Source organism: Duganella kummerowiae (genome assembly GCF_053572355.1).
The window spans coordinates 57,751-77,943 of sequence record NZ_JBKFEH010000018.1 but is presented as its reverse complement, the minus strand read 5'-3'; the positions used below and the strand labels follow the sequence as shown (position 1 = coordinate 77,943).

General features: G+C 67.5%; 16 protein-coding genes. 2 read left to right on the top strand and 14 right to left on the bottom strand.

Going from position 1 to position 20,193, the window contains the following annotated elements:
* Nucleotides 1-302 (bottom strand): hypothetical protein (locus ACLB1G_RS23335; RefSeq protein WP_491629643.1); only part of this gene is annotated, 302 nt, incomplete at its 3' end.
* 130 nt (nucleotides 303-432) lie between these two features.
* Nucleotides 433-1,452, bottom strand: a complete 1,020-nt coding sequence (locus ACLB1G_RS23330) for a hypothetical protein (protein ID WP_491629642.1) — start codon at nucleotides 1,450-1,452, stop codon at nucleotides 433-435.
* Nucleotides 1,453-1,585: 133 nt separating this feature from the next.
* Between ACLB1G_RS23330 and ACLB1G_RS23325 the strand changes: the two genes are divergently transcribed.
* Entirely contained in the window at nucleotides 1,586-4,330 is a 2,745-nt protein-coding gene (locus tag ACLB1G_RS23325) for a DUF4214 domain-containing protein (RefSeq protein ID WP_491629641.1), read from the top strand.
* Between the two features lie 43 nt (nucleotides 4,331-4,373).
* On the opposite strand, the gene ACLB1G_RS23320 is transcribed toward ACLB1G_RS23325, so the two are convergent.
* A complete protein-coding gene (locus ACLB1G_RS23320; RefSeq protein WP_491629640.1) occupies nucleotides 4,374-6,317 on the bottom strand; it encodes an acid phosphatase in 1,944 nt (647 codons plus the stop codon).
* A 63-nt stretch (nucleotides 6,318-6,380) separates the two neighbouring features.
* Nucleotides 6,381-6,536 carry a hypothetical protein gene (locus ACLB1G_RS23315; RefSeq protein WP_491629639.1) on the bottom strand — a complete coding sequence of 52 codons (156 nt, stop codon included), beginning with the start codon at nucleotides 6,534-6,536 and terminating at the stop codon, nucleotides 6,381-6,383.
* Nucleotides 6,537-6,616: 80 nt separating this feature from the next.
* Here ACLB1G_RS23315 and ACLB1G_RS23310 point away from each other — a divergent pair, with 80 nt between their 5' ends.
* The gene (locus tag ACLB1G_RS23310; RefSeq protein WP_491629638.1) at nucleotides 6,617-8,080 is read left to right on the top strand and encodes a hypothetical protein; all 1,464 of its coding nucleotides are present in this window, start codon (nucleotides 6,617-6,619) and stop codon (nucleotides 8,078-8,080) included.
* On the opposite strand, the gene ACLB1G_RS23305 is transcribed toward ACLB1G_RS23310, so the two are convergent.
* The 10 genes from ACLB1G_RS23305 to ACLB1G_RS23260 all read right to left on the bottom strand — a co-directional run bounded on the left by ACLB1G_RS23305 (nucleotide 8,055) and on the right by ACLB1G_RS23260 (nucleotide 20,183).
* Nucleotides 8,055-9,350: an ATP-binding protein gene (locus tag ACLB1G_RS23305; protein ID WP_491629637.1), complete on the bottom strand. Its 1,296-nt coding sequence runs from the start codon at nucleotides 9,348-9,350 to the stop codon at nucleotides 8,055-8,057. The genes ACLB1G_RS23310 and ACLB1G_RS23305 overlap by 26 nt on opposite strands.
* On the bottom strand, nucleotides 9,347-10,009 hold the full coding sequence (locus tag ACLB1G_RS23300) for a response regulator (RefSeq protein WP_491629636.1): 663 nt from the start codon (nucleotides 10,007-10,009) through the stop codon (nucleotides 9,347-9,349). The genes ACLB1G_RS23305 and ACLB1G_RS23300 overlap by 4 nt, the downstream gene beginning before the upstream one ends.
* Nucleotides 10,006-10,548 carry a cytochrome b/b6 domain-containing protein gene (locus ACLB1G_RS23295; RefSeq protein WP_491629635.1) on the bottom strand — a complete coding sequence of 181 codons (543 nt, stop codon included), beginning with the start codon at nucleotides 10,546-10,548 and terminating at the stop codon, nucleotides 10,006-10,008. Before ACLB1G_RS23295 ends, ACLB1G_RS23300 begins: the two co-directional genes overlap by 4 nt.
* Nucleotides 10,535-10,810 carry a PepSY domain-containing protein gene (locus ACLB1G_RS23290; protein WP_491629634.1) on the bottom strand — a complete coding sequence of 92 codons (276 nt, stop codon included), beginning with the start codon at nucleotides 10,808-10,810 and terminating at the stop codon, nucleotides 10,535-10,537. The genes ACLB1G_RS23295 and ACLB1G_RS23290 overlap by 14 nt, the downstream gene beginning before the upstream one ends.
* 16 nt (nucleotides 10,811-10,826) lie before the next feature.
* Nucleotides 10,827-11,510: a Fe2+-dependent dioxygenase gene (locus ACLB1G_RS23285; protein WP_491629633.1), complete on the bottom strand. Its 684-nt coding sequence runs from the start codon at nucleotides 11,508-11,510 to the stop codon at nucleotides 10,827-10,829.
* Nucleotides 11,504-12,649, bottom strand: coding sequence for an alpha-hydroxy acid oxidase (locus ACLB1G_RS23280; protein ID WP_491629632.1), 1,146 nt, complete (start codon nucleotides 12,647-12,649; stop codon nucleotides 11,504-11,506). The genes ACLB1G_RS23285 and ACLB1G_RS23280 overlap by 7 nt, the downstream gene beginning before the upstream one ends.
* A 61-nt stretch (nucleotides 12,650-12,710) precedes the next feature.
* On the bottom strand, nucleotides 12,711-15,083 hold the full coding sequence (locus tag ACLB1G_RS23275; RefSeq protein WP_491629631.1) for a TonB-dependent receptor: 2,373 nt from the start codon (nucleotides 15,081-15,083) through the stop codon (nucleotides 12,711-12,713).
* Nucleotides 15,084-15,316: 233 nt separating this feature from the next.
* Nucleotides 15,317-17,035 carry a tannase/feruloyl esterase family alpha/beta hydrolase gene (locus tag ACLB1G_RS23270; protein WP_491629630.1) on the bottom strand — a complete coding sequence of 573 codons (1,719 nt, stop codon included), beginning with the start codon at nucleotides 17,033-17,035 and terminating at the stop codon, nucleotides 15,317-15,319.
* A 97-nt stretch (nucleotides 17,036-17,132) separates the two neighbouring features.
* Entirely contained in the window at nucleotides 17,133-18,299 is a 1,167-nt protein-coding gene (locus ACLB1G_RS23265) for an ABC transporter substrate-binding protein (protein ID WP_491629629.1), read from the bottom strand.
* Nucleotides 18,300-18,320: 21 nt separating this feature from the next.
* Entirely contained in the window at nucleotides 18,321-20,183 is a 1,863-nt protein-coding gene (locus tag ACLB1G_RS23260; protein ID WP_491629628.1) for a feruloyl-CoA synthase, read from the bottom strand.
* Between the last annotated feature and the right edge of the window lie 10 nt (nucleotides 20,184-20,193).

Sequence of the window (20,193 nt, the reverse complement as noted above, 5' to 3'; positions counted from 1 at the left end):
TCTTCGTCCCCCCCCGCGGCCGCATGGCGCTCCGCCAGTTGCCGCAGGCGCACGCCATCCCGGCCGCGCGAGGACCAGGCCACGTACCGTTCCGGGCCGCCGCAGGCCTTGGCGCCCACGCCCAGGCTGTGGCACTGGCCGTCGTTGTCGCAGCCGTCGTCAGCCAGTTCGGCCTGGATCTGGCGCCACAGGGCGTCGCTGCCGGAGGGCGCCGGCTCGGGCGCCGCGGCGCAGCCCAGCGCGGCTGCCAGTAACAGGGACAGCGACAAGGACTGCGACAGCGGCAGGGCAGGGATCTTCATGTCCCCATGATGGCGCAGCGCGCCCGTCAAGGCAAGCGTCGCGCGCTTCATGGTGCGCTACAGGGCGCACTACAGGGCGCACCGCAGGGCCAACCCAGGGTGCGCTGCACGCAGGGCTTCAGGGGCCGCTTCACGGCTCCCCGTCCGGCTCGCGCCGGCGCGCCTGCAGGGCCGCGCCGTCCGGCCCGATCAGGACCACCAGCTCCGCCGTTTCGGGGGCGCCGCCGGGGGCGGGTGGCGCCGGCCGCGCCGGCGGGTAGGTGTAGCGCCACACCTGATAGCCGTTATCGAAGCGCTGCACGGCGCCCTGGCCCAGCGCCGCGCGCAGCTGGGCCGCGCTGGCCAAGCCGGGCGACAGGCCGTTGGCGGCCGGCCTGTCATCCATGTACTGGAACGACAGCAGGGTATCGTCCGGCCAGCGCTGGTCCCACAGCGGCGCGTAATAGCTGCGCTCCAGCAGCACCTGGCAGTCGCAATAGGGCAGGGTGGCCGGGGTCTGGGTGCCGCCCGCGTACAGCATGCGCAGCGGCAGCGCGGCGCGCCGGCCGCCGTGCTCCAGCGTGACGCCGAACAGCGGCCGCTCGGTGAAGAACAGGTAGTTGCCATCGGCCGCGCCGCATACCTGCTGCGGACTGCGCAGCCAGTCGCCCAGCCAGGCGAACAGCCTGGAGTTATTGGATAGCAGCCCGGCCTCCACCCCGACCAGGCATTCCAGGCGCAAATCGCCCAGGCGCCGCATGCCCTCCGGCACCCCGGGACTGCGTACCTCGGCGCGCCAGGTCATGCTGCTGGTCTTGCGGTTGGCGATCAGGGCGGCGTCCTCGCGCAGCGCCTGCTCATTGCGCTCCAGGGTAAAGCCGTGGTCGGGCGCCAGCGCCACCGGCAGGGTGAAGTGGTCGCCCACCACGCGCAGTTTGACGCCGTCCAGTTTGGCATGTGGCAGGCGCGGCAGCAGCCGGAAGCGCAGGGTGGCGCCCGGCGCCAGCCGGGCTTGTTCCCGCTGGAACAGGTCCATGCCGGCGATCATCTTGCGGTAGGACTTGTCGACCGGGTCGCGGGTGGCGCTCACCACCACGGCCGGCGGCGCCCCAGTGTCCTGGGCCTGCGCCCACAGCGGCAGCAGCAATATCAACGGGATCAGGCGCATCATTCCTCCTTGGTCAGCAGCCATGGTAGCGCCGCAGGCTGCCACTGACGCGCACCCTAGAAAAATTCCATAAAGAAATCTTTATTATTCTTTACAGTTGTGACAGAATACCTTTTTACTAAAAAAGCAATGAAATATGGCAACCACCGACGATTACAGCAGCGATACCTCCACCACCGGCGTCCTCAAGGTCGGCGGCTCCGCCACGGGCAGCATGGAGACGGCCAGCGACCGCGACTGGTTCAAGATCAGCCTCGACGCCCAGACCACCTACCAGTTCACGGTGACCACCCCGTCCGGAGGCGGTTGGGGCACGGCCTACGACAGCGCGCCGCAACTGCGGGTGTACGACCCCGCCTTGTACGGCTACGGCTCTTATACCGGTAGCTCGGTCGGCAGCTCCAGGCTGCCGGTGACCTGGTTCAAGCCCACCGTGAGCGGCGATTATTACGTTGATGTGTCCGCCTACAAGGCGCTGGGCGGCTACCAGATCCAGGCCCAGGCCCTGGCGCGCGATGATTACGCCGATGGCCCCACCACCACCGCCAAGCTCTCCGTGGGCGGCAGCGCCAGCGGCGTGCTGGAGCTGGCGGCCGACCGCGACGCCTTCCAGCTGCAGCTGGAGGCTGGCGTGACCTACAGCCTGGCGGCCAGCGGCGTGGCCGGCGCGGCCGGCATGGCCGTGCCGGTGGTGGAGGTGTACCAGATGAGCCAATCCGGCTACTGGAATTCGGTGGCTGGCGGCTACAACCGCAGCGCAGTGAGCTTCACCGCCACCAGCAGCGGCAGTTATTATGTGGCGGTGTCGGACCGCGACACGGTGCGCGGCATAGGCGCCTACACGGTCAGCCTGAGCCAGCCGGCCGACGACTATGCGGCCAACGCCTCCGGCGCCGGCGTGCTGACGCCGGGCGCTGCGGCGGTCAGCGGTACGCTGGAATCCAGCGGCGACCTGGACTGGTTCAAGATCAAGCTGGAGGCCAACCAGGCCTACAACTTCAAGCTCACCGGCGCCAGCGACATGTACTTCTCCATGGTCGACCAGCTCGGCAACACGCTTGCCGGGGGCTCCTACGCTTATAACGGCAACGCCAGCTTCAGCTGGACCGCGCCGCGCGCCGGCGAATACTACGTGCAGGTGCGCGGCAGCGGCAGCAGCAGCAGCAGCGGCGGCGCCTACACCGTCAAGGCCAGCTTGCCTGAGGTGGACGATTTCAGCGCCAGCGCCCAGACCAGCGGCCTGCTGGCCGGCGGCGCCACCATCAAGGGCCGGCTGTCGGATGCCACCGACGTGGACTGGATCAAGGTCAAGCTGGTGGCAGGCGCCAGCTACACCTTTGGCGCCTCGGCCGCCGCCGGCGATGACGGCACCACCATCGCGCTAGGCAGCTTCCAACTGGTCGACGCCCAAGGCTCGGCGCTGGCCAGCGCCACCCAGCTGGCCAGCAAGGAGCAGGCGCTGACCTACAAGGCCACCGGCAGCGGCGACTTCTACCTGAAGATCGGTGCCGGCTATTACGGTGTCCCGTCCAGCTATAGCGTCACTTCCTACCTGGCCCAGACCGACGCCGTGGCCGACGACAGCAGCACCAGTGCGGTGCTCAAGATCGGCACCGCGACCAAGGGCGCGATCGACTACGTCGGCGACCGCGACTGGTTCAAGGTCGACCTGCAAGCCAACAACTATTACACCTTCAGCGTGGCCGGCCTGTCCGGCGATGGCGGCACCTTCGACACTTCGGTGGCAGGCTTCGCGCTGCAGCTGTTCGACGCCAAAGGCGTCTCAGTGGCCAGCAGCTATTATTACAGCGGCAGCAGCTTGTCCTACTCCTACGGGCCAGCCGGGACCTATTATTTGCAGATCGGGACGGCCGGCCTGAACACGGGCAGCTACACCGTGCTGTCCTCCGGCGGCGGGGCGTACACGCCGGACATCCGCGCGCCGCGGCTCGATACCCTGTCCGGGCCGATCTCCTCGAATGGCCTGGGCGTGGCGGAAAACATCAAGCTGACCTTTGATGAATCCGTGGTCCTGGGCAACGGCATCGTCAAGCTCAGCCTGGCCAACGGCACGCTGGTGGAAAGTTTCGATGTCGCCAGCAGCGCCCGCGTGAGCGCCAGCTATTACAGCCTGACCATAGACCCACTGCTGGACCTGCTGCCGGACACCGATTACGTGCTGGAGATCGGGGCCGGCACGGTCAAGGACAGCAGCGGCAACCTGTCGGCCGCCAGCAGGCAGACCTTCCACACCCCGGCCCTGGCGGTACAGCTGAGCGGTACCGCCGGCAACGACGTGTTCAAGGAGGCCAAGGGCAACGCCATCATCGACGGCGGCGCCGGGCTGGACACCCTGGTGCTGAACGGCAAGCACAATGATTATTCGGTCTCGGTCGGCACGGTTTACACCACCGTCACCGCCAATACCGGCAGCCAGGCCAGCCAGTCCCTGGCCTCGGTCGAGCGCCTGCAGTTCAGCGACGAGGCCGTGGCGCTGGACACGCGCGGCAACGCGGGCGCCGTGTACCGGCTGTACCAGGCCGCCTTCGGCCGCACCCCGGACAAGACCGGGCTGGGCTATTGGATCGCGCAGGTCGACAAGGGGACCAGCCTGCACGATGTGGCGGAGAATTTCGTCACCAGCAAGGAATTCAAGAGCTTGTATGGCGAGGCGACGACTGACGCCGTGTTCCTCGCCAGCCTGTACCAGAACGTGCTGCACCGGGCCGGGGACCAGGGCGGGCTGGACTACTGGGGCGGCCTGCTGCAGCACGGCGTGGCGCGCGCCGACGTGCTGACCGCCTTTGCCGACAGCGGGGAAAACCAGCTGGCGCTGGCCTACTACCTGCAAGACGGCGTGACCTACACGCCCTACCTGTAAACGGCATCCGCCGCGCGGGCCGGGGCCGGCGCGGCGGATGTGCTCAGAACTTCAGGGTCAGGCCGGTGTCGCTGTAGCTCGGGGTGACGGTGTAGCCATCCACCGTGATGGTGGTGAACTTGCCCTTCAGGCTGCCCGCGCTGATCACCTGCAGGCTGTCGCCGCTGGCCGGCTTGTAGCCATATGGGAACTTGATGCGCAGCGTGCCGCCGGCGATGGTCATGGCGCCTTTCACGGCCAGGCGGCCCTGGGCGCCGCTGCCCAGGTCCAGCTCCAGGGTGCCGTTGGCCAGCTGGGTGTAGCGCGCCGCCAGGTTCAGGCCGGTGCCGGCGCTGGACACCAGGGTGCCGCCGCTGTTGTACACGTCGCCCGTGCCGAAGGCGCTGGCGCTGGCGCCTTCCAGCGCGCCTCCCTCGATCTGGGTGCCGCCGCTCCAGCTGTTGGCGCCGGCCAGTTTCAGGATGCCCGTGCCTTGCTTGATCAGCTTGCCGGAGCCGCTGATGTCGTTGCGCCAGCGGTCGCTGGCGTTGAAGCCCCCCTTGCTGGCGTCCATCACGATGGTGACGTTGCCGCTGAACGAGGCGTAGCCGTCGGCCGCCGCGAACAGGTTCATGCGGCCCCAGCCTTCGCTGTCATCCAGCACCGGATAGCCGGACGGCAGGGCGGTGGTCTTGAGCACCACCCGGCGCTGCGCGTCGGACAAATAGGGCAGACGGGTTTCCAGCAGCACCTCGGCGCCTTTCGGCACCGGCGCGGCCACGTTGGTGGCGGCGATGGGCGAGAAGCCGAAGGTCAGGCGGCGCAGGTAGTTGGCCTTGTTGGTGGCGTAGTCGGCGAAGCGGTCATTGGCCGGCGTGCCCGATTGGGCGTAGCTGAGGAAGGTGTCGGCGGTGGTGCCGGTGGCCGCCATCAGGGCGGTATGGGCTTGCGCCACGGCGGCCGTTTTCTTGGCGGCGTTGGCGCTGTCAACCAGGTTGGCGGCGGCGCTGGCCTGGCCCAGGATGCGGCCGCCGATCACGTCCAGCGGCGAGTGCATGCCGGCGATGATGCGCATCTCGCCCAGCTCCAGGCCGCGGGTCAGCATTTCCTGGAACCGTTCCGGCACCGCGTAGGCCATGGCGATGGCGTCGCGCACCGCTTCGGCCGAGTGGCCGCTGGGGAAGCCGCCGTCGGTGGTGGGGGTGGTGCTCTTGGCCGGCACCAGCGAGGGCAGCAGCACCACGCTGCTGCTCCAGCGGTACGGACGGGCGTATTTGTAGAAGCGCTTGGCCGGTTCGGTGGAGGCGTTGTTGCCGACCAGGTTGACCAGGTCCACCACGTTGCCGAAGGCGGCGTTGGCGCTGCCGCCCACGCCGGTGTTGTTGCCGCTATCGTTGTACAGCACGGTGGTGGCGTTGTCGGCCACCGAGGTAATGCTGGTGGTCTGCTGGGCCGCGGTGCGCCAGGCGTTGGTCAGCGGGCCCATGCCGTCGGTCACGCTGTAGCCCTTGCCGCGGCGGTCGTCCAGGTAGGCTTGCACGGCCTGGGCGTCGGTGCGGCTGGTGGTGGCTTTCACCACGTAGTCGATATTGGCCGCATGTACGCTGGCGTTGACGATGGTGCCGGTCGGCGTGCCGTCGCCGGGCACGCCGGTCCAGGTGGAAGTGGTCACGGCCGGGAAGCCGTCCACGGCCGGCGCGGTGACGCCGGCGTCGACGATCTCGGTCAGCGGCTTCCACACGTTCAGGAAGCCGCCCAGCACGCGCACGCCGGCGTTGGTGGCCAGGGTGGCGTAGCGGGCGTCGCCGCGCTGGTTGGTGGCCACGGTATCGACAAAGGCGGTGGCGCTGGGCAGGGCCACCACTTCGGCCGCGCCCTGGTCGGCGGGTGCGGCGGGGATGTCCAGGGTGTCATCGGTGTGGCTGGAGCCGCCGCAGGCGGCGAGGGCCAGGGCGACGGCAACGGCAATGGCGGTGCGGTAGTGACGCGGGGGCAGGGCGTAGTGCATGTCAAATTCCATGGTTGGGATATTCGGAGCCCGAGAGACTAGCGGGCTCTGATGACATGCTGATTACAAACCGGCCACTGGCCTGCCTGGAATCGTTTCACCCGCTAGAGGAATCGCTCGGGCGCGCGGCTTGCCGCCGAACGTCGCTTCGCTGTTGACGTTGCCTTCCAGCCCGGTCGGCAGGCTGTCGTACTTTCCGTCCTGCTTTTCACGGGACATAAAGCTCGAAAAAAAACAACGGTGATGGCATGATGCCGGAATGTTAAATAACAGGGCTGGCATGGTATGGCCCAATCATAATGATGGATATATTCAAACCTGTCCTGGAATACCTGTTCATATTGGTTGCCACAGTCTACGGCGCTTTTTTTCTTTCCTTCAGCGCCTCCATGCTGTATTTTCTTTGCCTTCATCCGCTCGGCTGCGTGAATGTTTTGCTGAGAACGATATTCGTACTGGTGATTTCCATTCCCGCCATCCTGGCCATGGCGGCAGCGCAGGCGTTGATTACTTTGCTCAAAGCGTTGCAGGCTGTTCTGTACGCCGTGGGATGGAAGAAGAAGGTCGTGCTCGGACATGCTTGCGACGATATTCGTTCCGGAGATACGGTAGTCCATCTCGTTCATGGCACTTTTGAGCCCGACGCTGGCTGGACCAAAAAAGATTCTCCGTTGTGGGAGAAAATCAGCAAGCAGGCCCAGGGAGTCAAGCACAGCAGGGTGGTCTGGTCTGGCGAAAACTCGGAGCGGGGCAGGCTGGAGGGAGTCGGTGTCCTCAGGGAAAGAATAAAGACGCTTCCCGCCAAGCGGCACATCATCATTGCGCATAGCCATGCGGGTAACATCGTGCGCAGCATGATAGAGCAGGACAAGGGGCTCGCCGCCGACGTGGCGGGTGTCGCGCTGCTTTCCACGCCCTTCATACATCGGAAAAAAATCTTCAGGGGCGGCTCCACGCTGGTGCATCTGCATGCGATAGGCTTTGCCATAGTCGGGATGTCGATATTGCTGCCCCTGGCCATCTATCTGGCCAAGGTGCTCGGGCTTCAGGCCAAGCTGGAAGCAGAGCATGTGATCGCACTTTCCGGACTGCTGGGTGCCATATTGCTCGCTATCGACTTGCGCCTGACGAAACGGACCAAAGCCAATATCGAAAGCGAGCTGGACGTAGCTGAAAGCAGCGATGCCCTGAGCCATGGCAAAGGCAGGGTCAGACTGTATGTGTCGGTAGGCGACGAGGCCGACGGCATGCTGCGGGTCGCCGCCGCCCTGCATGAACTGTGTCATGGCACCTACACGGAACTGTATAACGCGGCCGGCCTGCATGAACGTAATTACAGGAAGGTGATGGGGCTGGCAGCGTGTTTGAGTGTGGCGGCCGTAGTCTACTGCTATCGGCATGGACAGGTATTGCTGGCGGGGGGCTGCGTGGTGTCCCTGCTATTCATTCTAAGCGCCAGGAGTATCTGGAATAAAAAAACAGAGGCGAAGGAGGACTATCCGCTGCCGGTCATGCTGGCCGCCATCCCGATGGCGGTGGGATCTTTTCTGGTCAATGTGATCAAGGCTGCGGCATTTGGCGACTTGCGATATATCTTTTATCCAGAAGCGTTTGTGCACTCGTCCGAATCGCCATCCGGCACCTGGGAGACAATAAAATTCCTGCCGAAATCCGATGCGGGGTTGAACCACTCGTCACACAGCAATCCAGATGTGATCGAGGACCTCGCGTCCTGGGTCAGTGCCTTACATTCGGAAAAATAATGCTCACGCGCAGGCCCGGCGCGTTGTCCTCCAGCGTGACGCGGGCGCCATGCGCGTCGGCGATATTGCGCACGATGGACAGGCCCAGGCCGCAGCCGCGTCCATCGTTCACGGGCCGGTAGAAGCGGTCGAACAGGCGCTCCCGGTGCTCGGGCGCGACGCCGGGGCCGTTGTCCATCACGCGCAGCACGGCGCCGCCGTCCGCCAGCTCCGCCTGCAGGTCGACCCGGCCGCCGCGCTGGGTGTAGCGCAGCGCATTGTCCACCAGGTTGTTGAGCAGCACCCGCAGCGCCTCGCCGTCGGCCTGCAGCACCACCGGCGCGCAGGCCAGCACGCCCAGGTCGATATCGCGGCTGTCGGCCAGGTCGGAATGGTCGGACACCACTTGCTCCAGCAGCAGCTGCAGGGACACCGGGGCGATGGCCTGGCGCGTCACGCCCGCCTCGTGCCGCGCCAGCGTCAGCAGCTGCTGCACCAGGTGGCTGGCGCGTTCCAGCCGGTCGTGCATCTTGTCCAGGGCCGCCAGGCGCGCCTCCTGGTCCGGGGCGCGCGCCAGCAGCTGCAGCTGCAGCCTGAGCGCCGTCAGCGGCGAGCGCAGTTCGTGCGCGGCGTCGGCCACGAAGGTGCGCTGGGCCGCCAGCGCCGCCTCGAAGCGGCCCATCAGGGCATTGAGCGCCTGCACCACGGGCCGCAGTTCGGGCGGCATGCCGCTGTCGGCGATCGGCGCCAGCGCCTGCGGCGACTGCCCGGTCACGGCCTGCGCCAGCCGGTGCAGGGGACGCAGCGCGCGCGACACCACCAGCAGCACCAGCAGGCCGAACACCAGCACCCCGCCCAGCACCGGTATCCCGGCGCGCAGCGCCATGCGGCGCGCCAGCTTGTCGCGCTCCGCCATGGGCTGCGCCACCTGGATGTAGCGGCCGTTGCGGGCGGCGCCGTACATGCGCCAGGCTTCGTCGTCGTACTCCATGGTGGTCATGCCCTGCAGGTTGAAGCGCGGGATTGGCGTCCAGCCCGGCGACACATAGGCCAGGCTGCCGTCGGCATTCCACATCTGCAGCACGAATTCCTCCTCCGGATCGCCTTCCGAGGGCAGGCCGGTGTTGGCACCGAATTCGTTAGGGGCGGCCACCGCCAGCTGGCGCAGCTGCAGGTCGGCCAGCTCGTTGGTTTCCTCCAGCAGCGATTGGTACATCAGGGCGCCCGCGCCCAGCACGCACGCGATGGCGGCCAACAGCAAGCCCATCAGCAGCTGCCGGCGCACGCTCATGGCGCCGCCGCGATCTTGTAGCCGACCCCGCGCACGTTCTTGATGAAGGCGGCGCCGAATTTCTTGCGCAGGTGGTAGATGTAGACATCCACCGTATTGCTTTCCACTTCGCTGGTCCAGCCATACAGCCTGTCCTCCAGCTGGGCCTTGGTGACCACGCTGCCGGGATGGTCCAACAGGGCGCGCAGCACCGAGAATTCGCGCGAGGACAGCTTGACCGGCAGGCCGTTGAAGGTCACGTCGTGGCTGGCCAGGTCCAGCGTCAGCGCGCCGTGCACGATGGCGGAGCGGGTGCGCGCCACGCGCCGCCGCAGCAGGGCGCGGGTGCGCGCCAGCAATTCATCGAGGTCGAAGGGCTTGACCAGGTAGTCGTCGGCGCCGGCGTCCAGGCCGGCCACGCGGTCGCGGGTGGCGTCGCGCGCCGTGATCACCAGCACCGGGATATCGCTGCCGCGCGCGCGCAGGCTGCGCAGCACGTCCATGCCTTCCATGCCGGGCAGGCCCAGGTCCAGCAGCAGCAAGTCGTAGTCCACGGTGGACAGGGCGGTATCGGCGCTGCGGCCGTTGCGCACCCAGTCCACCGCGTAGCGTTCGCCGCACAGGCCTTCCTCTATGCTCTCGCCTATCATCGGGTCGTCCTCGACCAGCAGCAGCCTCACGGGCGGGTCTCCTTGTCGCCGCTGACCATGGCGGCCACCAGGTTTTCCCGCTGGCGCCAGCTGGTGAACAGCACCCCGGCCACGTGCAGCGCCACCAGCGCGATGATGGTCCAGCCGATGGCGACGTGGATGCGCACCGGCCAGGCCAGGCCCCACAGCAGGTCGGTATCCATGGCCCAGCCCACCACGGCCTGCAGGGCCACGCAGGACAGCAGCGCCACCACCATCCAGCCGCCCAGCGGGTTATGGCCCAGGTGGCGCGGCTCGTGGCCCGATATCACCTGGCGCGCATAGGCCAGCGTGGCGCGCGGGCCGCGCACGAACTGGGAAAAGCGGGCGTAGCGCGAGCCGCGCCAGCCCCACAGCAGGCGCAGCGCCACGATGGCGGCGGCGCCGTAGCCGCACCATACGTGCAGCGCGCGGATCTCGCCGCTGGAAAACCATGCCGTCAGGACGCAGGCCGCCAGCGCCCAGTGCAGCAGGCGTACCGGCAGGTCCCATACCCGCGTGCGTTCGCTGTGCCGATCAGTCTTCGACACGGTTCAGGGTGACCGGATCGAAGAAGGCTTCCACGCGCTTGCCTTTCGGGTCCTTGGCGTACACCTCGTAGCAGTACTTGGTCTTTTCCATGCGGCGGATGACCCAGCCCTCGGCCACCAGTTTCTTTTCCAGCTCGGTATGCGGCTTCCATTCGGATTCCGGACGCGAGGTGCATTTGGGCGCGCCATCGGCCCAGGCCGCGCCGGCGGACAGGGCCAGCAGCAGGGACAGGACGAGGCGGCTGGTAGTGGATTTCATCATGCTTCCTTTCAGTGGTTCAGGTGATCGCCCAGCGGCGCAACAGATTATGGTAAATCCCGGTCAGCTTGACCAGTTCCCGGCTGTCGCCGGGCAGGGAGGCGGTGAGCTGCTGGATGGTGGTATCCAGGTCGAACAGCAGGGCGCGGTCGGTGTCGTCCGCCACCAGGCTCTCGATCCAGAAGAACGACGCCAGCCGCGCACCCCGCGTGACGGGCGTGACGCGGTGCAGGCTGGAGGACGGATACAGCACCAGGTCGCCGGCCGCCAGCTTGACCGTCTGCACCCCGAACTCGGTCTCGATTTCCAGTTCGCCGCCGTCGTATTCCTCCGGCTCGCACAGGAACAGGGTGGCCGACAGGTCGCTGCGCAGGCTTTGCCCGCTGCCGGGCAGCTGCATGACGGCGCTGTCCACATGGGCGCCGTAGCTGCCGCCATCCTGGTAGCGGTTGAACTTGGGCGGATAGATCTTGCGCGGCAGCGCGGCCGAGATGAAGCGCGGGTTGGCGGCCAGCGCGCGCAGGATGTGCTGGCCCAGGCTGATGGCCGGTTCGGCGTGGTCGTCCAGCTGCAGGTTGTGCTTGACCTGGCGCGCCAGCGTCCCGCCGCTGAGGGCGCCGTCCTGCCACTCGGCGCGCTCCAGCCAGGCGCGGAACTGGCGTACCTCGTCCTGGTCCAGGACTTGTTCTATGGTGATCAGCATGGCTGGCTCCTCGTATGGCGCAGGCAGGCGCGCGTGATCTGGTCCACACTCGCGCAGCCGGCCAGGGCCATGCACAGCTCCAGCTCCTCGCGCAGCAGTGTCATCATGTGGGCCACGCCCAGCGCGCCGGCCACGGCCAGCGCGTACAGCTGCAGCCGGCCCACGCCGACCGCATTGGCGCCCAGGGCCAGCGCCTTGAAGGCGTCGGCGCCGGAGCGCACGCCGCCGTCGAACAGCAGCGGGAAGCCCGGCCCCAGCGCGGCGCGCACCTCGGGCAGCACGTCCAGGCTGGCGGGCGCGCCATCCAGGCTGCGGCCGCCGTGGTTGGACACCACGATGCCGGCCACGCCGGCCTCGCGCAGGGCCACGGCGTCGTCCGCATGCAGCACGCCCTTGGCCCACAGCGGCAGCGTGGTGTGCTGCAGCAGCCAGCGCACATCGTCCCAGGTGGGCGCAGCGCGCATGTGGCGGAAGATGCGGCTGCCGTCCGGCCCGGCCGCTGCGGCGGGCGGCGCAGCGGCGCCCGGCGCGTAGCCGCGCAGGTTGGCAGCCACGCAGTCCGGCGGGAGCTGGAAGCCCGATGCCAGCGTGCGCAGGCTGGGCGCCTGCAGCGGCGCATCCAGGGTCAGCACGATGGCGCGGTAGCCGGCCCCTTCGGCGCGCCGCAGCAGGTCCAGCGTATCCTCCCGGCGCGGCTGTAGATACATCTGGAACCAGCGCCGCGGCCCGGCCCCGGCGGCGATCTCCTCCAGCGTGCGGGTGGACTGGCTGCTGGCGATCAGGCAGGCGTCCACCGCGTGGGCGGCGCGCGCCGTGTCCAGTTCGCCGGCCGGATGCGCCAGCGTGTGGAAGGCCACCGGAGAGAGGAACAGCGGATGTTCATACTCCACGCCGGCCAGGGTGACGCCGGTGTGGCCGGCGCCCACCTCGCGCAGCAGGCGCGGGTAGATATCCCACTGCGCGCTGGCCGCCAGGTTGGCGCTCGCGCTGCGGTCATGGCCGCTGCCGCCGCTGATGTAGGCGTGGGTGGGCGCGGGCAGCAGGCGCTGCGCCAGCGTCTCGTAATCGCGGGCGCAGCGTATCTCCGGCGGTATGCCGGCGGGCTGCTGCGATGGCGGGGTAAGGGTGGAATCGGACATGGTTGAACGAAAAGCGCCGGGCGCGCAGGCCCGGCGTCTGTCTGCAAAGCGCTAGTATGCCTTACAGTTCGTAGTTGACGGTCACCCGCACCGCGCGCGCATCGCCCTTGTACAGGAAGAAGCCGGCGCGGTACACCGCCGTGTAGTAGTCGCGGTTGGTGGCGTTGAGCACGTTGACGCGCACGTCGAAGCGGCGGCTGAAGCGGTAGGACGCGAAGGCGTCGAACACGGTGAACGAGGGCACCGGCTGCGCGCACAGGCCGGCGGCGGTGTAGCCGGCCGCCGTGTCGGGCTGGCCGCCGCAGCGCTTGCTCTCGTAGCGCGCCGTGCCGCCAAAGGCGAAGGCGTCGGTGGCCTGGTATTTCAGCTGGGCCGAGTAGGAGCGCTTGGCGAAGTTGCTGAGCGGCTTGCCGATGTTGGCGGCCGTGGCCGAGCCCAGAACTTCCGACTGCATGGAGGTGGCGCCGATCTGGCCCGACAGCTGTTCCGTGAAGTTGCCGACCAGGCCCAGTTCCAGGCCGCGCACGCGGTTCTTGCCGGAGTTGAAGGTGCCCACGGTGTCGTAGTTGGCGCCTTCCATCACGTCCGACTTGGTGGTCTGGAACAGGGCGGCGGTGGCCAGCAGCTTGTGTTCCAGCAGGTCCCACTTGGTGCCCAGCTCGTAGTTGATCGAGGTCTCGGGCTTGGCGCCGGCGATGCTGCCGTTGTACAGCACCGTGCCGCCGTAGCCGCTGCTGGTGCCGGAGTCCGGTTCGCCGCCGTTGATGTCCTGGGCGCTGGCGGCGCTGGCGTAGACGATGGCATCCTTGGCTACCTTGTAGCTCAGGCCCAGGTGGCCGTTGACCAGGGTGTCGTTGTAGGCGTAGTCGCCGGTGATGACGCCGGTGGCGGGCGTGCGGCGCTTCAGCTCCAGGTCGAAATAGTCGGCGCGCAGGCCGCCAAAGACGGTGAATTTTTCGGTCAGGTCCACCGTGTCCATCGCGGTCAGGGCCGTGGTCTTGACGTGCCAGTCCTGGTTCCAGCTCAGGCGGGTCGCGCTGCGGCCGGCCAGGGTGTTGAGGTTGGCGGCCACGGCGCCATCGCTGGTGGTCAGGCAGTAGCCGTTGTTGGCGCCGATGCCCTCCGTGGTCTTGCAGTTGTAGGCGCCGCTGTTGGTGACGGCGAAGGTGCCCGACACCACCTTGTGGTCGGTGTATTCGACGCCCAAGATGAATTCATGTTTCAGGCCGCCCAGCTCCTTGTCCCAGCGCAGGTTGCTCTGGTGGGCGAAGTAGTCGATGTCCTGCCAGCCGGTGTGGCCGCCATCCAGGATGCCGGTCACGTACTTGGCGCCGGTGGCGCCGTTGTAGCGGGTGGCGCTGCTGGCGCCGGTGGTGACATAGGAATTGTTGGACTGGCCGTAGCGGGTCAGGCTGGTCAGCTTGAGGCCGGGCTGCAGCTTCCAGTTGATGCGCGCGGTGCCGGTGTCCACGTCGGACTGCAGGAAGTCGCTGGTCTGTGCGTACGGCGGCACGTACGGCGCCGGTACCCGGTCGGGCACGGTGCCGACCAGGTAGCTGCCCAGGTCGGGTGCACGGTCCTTGGTGCGCAGGCCGTAGTAATCCAGCGTGACCGACAGGTCCTGGTCGCGTTCCCACAGGCCGGACAGGGCTACGCCGCGGCGGCCGCGGCGCGAGGGCGCACGGTCCGGTACATCCTCTTTACCGTCCAGCATGTTCAGGCGCAGCGCGTAGTTGTCGCCGAAGCCCTTGTTGACGTCGGCCGTCACGCGGTGCTGCTTGTCGCTGCCGGCGCCCACCGAGAAGCGGGTGAAGTCGTGGTCCAGCGTGGCCTGCTTGGTGATGGCGTTGATGGCGCCGCCGGCGGTGCCGCGTCCGGCGAAGCTGGAGTTCGGGCCCTTGGAAATTTCCAGCTGCTCGATGGCGAAGCTTTCGCGCGTGCTCATGCCGGGATCGCGCAGGCCGTCCACGAACACGTCGGAGCGGGCTTCCTGGCCACGGATGATATAGCGGTCGCCGAAGGCGTTGCCGTTTTCGCCGGTGCCCAGGGTGATGCCGGGCTGCGCGCTCAGGATCTGTTTCAGGTCGGTCAGGCCGGAATCGTCGATGGCGGCCTTGGTCACCACCGAGATGGTTTGCGGGGTTTCCGCCAGCGGGCGGGTGTGGCGCGAGTCGCCCGAGGTCTTGGCCTTGTAGGCGGCGCCCTGCTCGGCGTTGGGGTTGGGGTCCAGGCGCTTGCCCAGGATGACCACCTCGCCCAGCGGCGTGGTTTGCTCCTTGGCGGCGGGCGTGCTGGCGCTCTGGGCGCCGGCCGCCAGCGGCAGCAGCAGGGCGGTCGAAATGCCCATGGCCAGGCTGGTTTTCACGATGGGGTGGGTATGGTTGTCTGCTTCCAGGCGGATGCTGCGCGGTTGGTGCTTGCCGGTCTTGTTCATCTTTGTTCTTGGTATGGTTATAGTGCGAATTCAAATCTAAATGAGAATGAATTGCATTATTATTTTCTGCTCAACACTGGGCAAGTCCGCAAGCATTATTTTTTGCGCGGCGTTGTTTTACCGCTGCGCTTTCATGATCCTTTCATTCTTCATCCAATAAAATATTCGCCGCGCGTTTTAAAGTTCAAGCGCGCCGCAAGCCGCCACCGTGGCGGCCTGCGGCGCCGGCCGCGCTACTGGCAGCTGAAGTTGGCCGCATCCTCCATGCTGCCGCTGCCCTTGTATTGGGCCACGGCAGGGTAGGGGCACAGCGGCCGCGTGCGGGTGGCCGACCAGCCGGACGGCACGTCCGTATTCACCCCGCCCGCATTGCCGGCGCCGCGCGCGCTAGCCACCACCTTGTCCGGCGCCGTGCCTTTTTCCACCCAGGCCACCAGCGGCGTCAGCATGTCGAACTGGTCGGTGGCCGGACCGCCCGAGCAGTGGTTCATACCGGCCACGTGGAAGTAGCGGGCGAACTTGGCGGCGTCGCCATCGTTGGCGGCGCGCAGGCCGTCGTACCAGGCGTCGGTGTCATCGCTGGAGAAGATCGGGTCGCTGGTGCCGTGGTAGACCAGCATCTTGGCGCCGCGGTTCTTCAGGGCCGACAAATTGGTGGCGTTGGGCGGGACCATGAAGGACATGGCGCTTTCCGTGTACACGCCGCTGGTGGCGTTGACCTTGGCCAGCATGCTGGCCAGGTCGCCGTTCAGCACGAAGCTGGTGCCATCGAAGGTGGCCAGGTTTTCCGGCGGCGACTGGAAAATCAGGCCGACCGCTCCTGAGTCGCGCTGTATCGGGCTGCTGAACTTCCAGCTCGACCAGCCGGTGGTGGCCAGGCCGGCGTCATACGGGAAGCTGGTGTAGATCTTCGTTCCCGACGCGGTGGTGGCGCCCGCGAACAGCTGGTCGATCACGGTTTTCTGCTGCGAGGTCAGGCAGGTACCGTCGCGCGCGCCGCTGCAGGTGGGCACGTCGCGGGCCAGGCTGAAGTTGGCCTTGCAGGCCACCGGATTCTGCACCAGGCCATCGGTGGCGCCATCGAGCGCGTCGCACTTGGCCAGCACCGCCTTGGACACCAGCTGGCGCTCGGCCAGCGTGAAGCCGGTACCCAGGTCGCTGCTGGAGGTGGCCAGCTTGGCATAGGCCTGGGCCCCGGCGATGTTGGCGGTGGCCGCCAGCGGCAGGCGGTAGCCCGGGTCGCCGACCAGGAAGCCGTCGTACTGGTCGGCGTAGCGCGCCGCCGCCACCATGGTGTGGCGGCCGCCGTTGGAGCAGCCGCCGATGTAGCTGCGGTCCGGTCCCTTGCCGTAGGCGGTCTGGATCACGCTCTTGGCCATGGGGGTCAGCTTGCCCACGGCCTGGTAGCCATAGTCCAGGCGCGCCTGCGGATCGATGCCGAAGTCCGGCGTCGGCGCGCCGTGGCCGGCGTCCGAGCTGATCACGGCAAAGCCCTGGTTGAGGGCGTGGTCCAGCGGGCCGCCGCCGCCCACCGGCCCGGTGGCGGTGACCACGCTGCCATCCAGGCCGCCGTTGGCCTGGTAGAAGAAGCGCCCGTTCCAGGCGTTAGGCAGGCGCATCTCGAAGCCGATGGCGTAGCTCTTGCCATCGACCGGGCTGACGCGCTGGTACATCTTGCCGGTGACCTGGCAGTGCGCCGGCACCGGCTTGCCGGCCACCGTCAGGGCGCCTGCCGCCACCGGCACGGCAGCCGTGATGGTGGTGTTGGCAAACGCGATTTTCGAGGCCAGCCCGGCGCAGTCGGTGATGCTGGCGCCGGTGGCCGCGCTTAGCTGCGGCAGGGTGGTGGCCACCGGGGTGGCGATAGTGCCGCCATTGCCGCCGCAGGCGGCCAGCAGGGCGGATGCGGCGGCCGCCAGGGCCGCGCGTGGTGTGACATGGGAAGCGTACATGCGTGTTGTCTCCTCTCCTGTGCTTGGAGTAGTTGTTGTGAACAGCGGTGGAACAGCGGTGTACTGCAAGGAGGGCAGGACGCCCTCCGGGCCGGGCTTAGTTCGGCATCACGTCCTTGAGCGTGCCGATGGGCAGGTTGACCAGCTTGCCGTTGACCTTCTTCACTTCGCGGATGTACATGTTCTGCACGATGTCGCGGGTGGCGGGGTCGATGCTGATCGGGCCGCGCGGGCTGTCGCGCTTCATGCCGGACAGGGTGGCCATGGCCTTGTCGCCGGTGACGTTGCCGTTCAGGCGGCGGATGGTCTCGTAGATCATTCCCATGGTGTCGTAGGCGGCCACGGTGACGAAGGTGGCGGCCGGGCGGTTGGGATTGGCGGCGGCGTAGGCCTTGAGGAAGGCCTTGTTGGCGTCGTTCTCCAGCGCCGTCGAGTAGTTCAGCACCGTGACGGCGCCCAGGGCGCGGTCGCCCAGCGCTTCCAGGGTCGGGCTGTCGCTGGTCATGTCGCCCACGCCCAGGAACTTCACGCCGGCCTTGTCCAGGCCCTTGTCGTTGAAGGCCTTCAGCACCGCGGTGCCGTCCTCGGCGCCGGGGGCGAAGAAGAACAGGGCGTCCGGCTTTTCATCCTTGGCGCGCTGCACGAAGGGCGAATAGTCCGGGTTGGCCAGCGGCACGCGCGAGGAGCCGATCACCTTGCCGCCGCCGGCCGTGAAGCCCTTCACGAACTTGGCTTCGGCATCGATGCCGGTGCTGTAGTCGCTGACCAGGGTGTACACCTTGCTGATCTTGTTGGTGGCGGTCCAGGTGCCGAACGGTTCCGTCATCTGCTGCATGGTCATGCCGGTGCGCAGCATGTAGGGCGACTTGGCCGTGATGCCGGTGGTGACCGCGTTCATCACGATCATGGGGGTCTTGGCCTGGGTGGCGATGGGGGCCACCGCCAGCGCGCTCGGGGTCAGCGAAAAGCCGATCAGGAAGCTGACCTTCTCGCGCGAGATCAGCTCCATGGCGGCGCGCTTGGACATTTCCGCATTGGTGCCGCCGTCGTCGCGGTAGATCACCTCGATTTTTTTACCGGCCACGCTGTCGCCGTACTGCTGCATATAGGTCTTGATGCCATCTTCGAAGGGCTTGCCGGTGTTGGCGAAGGGGCCGGTGAGGGCGGCGATCACGCCGACGCGGATGGTGTCCTGGGCGTAGGCGCTGCCGGACAGCGGCAGGCAGGCCGCCAGGGTGATGCATGCCAGTGTTTTCAGTTTCATGCTTGTCTCCGTTGTGGTTTTTTATGCTGCGGTGATGATGCTGGCGTCCTTCCCTTCATACATGGCGTCCACTTGCGCCGCCCGCCGCGCCAGCACGGCGGCCTGGTTGATGGAACCCTTGTCGGTGATCTCGCCCGCGTTGATCGAGGGCGGTTCGGCCTGCAGCTGCAGACGGTCGATGCGGTTGGAGGAACCGCTGGCGTGCTCGTTGAGCGTGGCCAGCAGCCGCTGGAAGTGCTCGCGCACGGGTGCACTGGCCAGCACGGTGGCGGCGTCCGTGCCCTCGGGCAGGCCGGACAGCGGCAGGCAATGCTCCATGCGCGGGAACAGCAGCAGGCCGATGGTGTCGCGGTTCATGCCGGTCACCACGGCGTCCAGCACGCAGGGCGCACCCTGGCTGACCACGCGCGCCCGCAGCGGTCCCACGCTGACGAAGGTGCCGGACGACAGCTTGAAGTCCTCGGCGATGCGGCCGTCGAACATGAAGCCCAGCTCCGGCCGTTCCGGATCGGCGAAGCGCAGCGCGTCGCCGGTGCGGTAATAACCTTCCTCGTCGAAGGCTTGCGCCGTCAGCTGCGGTTCGCGCCAGTAGCCGGGCATGACGTGCGGGCCCTGGAAGCGCGCCTCCAGCTTGCCGCCCACCGGCACCAGCTTGACCTTGCAGCCGGGCGCCGGCACGCCGACATAGCCGGCGCGCACGATGGCTCCTGTGCCGAAGGTGCAGGAAGGCGAGGTCTCGGTCATGCCCAGGCCCGTCATGATGCGTATCGATTCGCCGCAGTGGGCCACGGCGATGGTGTCCAGCCGGTCCCAGGTCGATTGCGACAGCCCGGCGCCGGCGCAGAAGAACAGCTTGACGCGGGCGAAGAAGCTGTCGCGCAGCGCCGCATCCTGCTCCAGCGCCTCGGCCAGCATTTCCCAGCCCTTGGGGATGTTGAAGTACACGGTGGGCGAGACTTCGCGCAGGTTGCGCACCGTGGCGGCGAAGTCGCGCGGGGTGGGCTTGCCGTCGTCCAGGTACAGGGTGCCGCCGTTGTACAGCACGATGCCCACGTTATGGCTGCCGCCGAAGGTGTGGTTCCAGGGCAGCCAGTCCAGCAGCACCGGCGGCTCCTCGCCGAAGAAGGGGAAGGTTTGCAGCAGCATCTGCTGGTTGTGCGCCAGCATGCCGTGGGTGGTGATCACGGCCTTGGGCTTCCTGGTCGAGCCGGAGGTGAACAGGAACTTGGCGATGGTGTCCGGGCCCACTTGCGCATGGGCCGCGTCCACGTCCACGGGCGTGGTGTCGAGCAGGCTGGCGAACGGGGTGGCGGCGATGCCTTCGACCTCGCCGCGTTCCAGTATCAGTTCGGTCCCTGCGGGTAGCACGGCGCGGATGGCGCGCGAATAGGCGTGGCCGTCGCAGGCGTAGACCGCGCCCGGGGTCAGCTGTTCGATCAGTCCCTGCAGCTTGGCGTAGTCGGTGGCCACCAGCGAATAGGCCGGCGACAGCGGCGCATACGGGATGCCCGCATACATGGCGCCCAGCGCCAGCAGCAAGTGCTGGACGTCGTTGCCGGACAGGATGGCCAGCGGCCGCTCGGCCGACAGGCCGCGCTGGCGCAGCGCCTGGGCGATGCGGCGCACGCGCTGCAGGGCGTCGCCGTAGCTCAGGTGCTGCCAGGCGCCGTCCGGGCCGCGGCTGGCGACCAGGGTGCGTTCCGGATGGTCGGCGGCGCCGCTCACCAGGCGGTCGGTGAAGCGGCGCGGCACCGGGGCCAGCGGGGTGACGGCGTCCATGCGCCACACCTCGCCCTCGCGCGCCAGCGCCACTTGCGGATTGCCCAGCGAAACCGCGCGCCGGCGCACCGCCCCGCCCGTGGGCGGCGTCGTGGATTGCATCATGTGTCCTCCG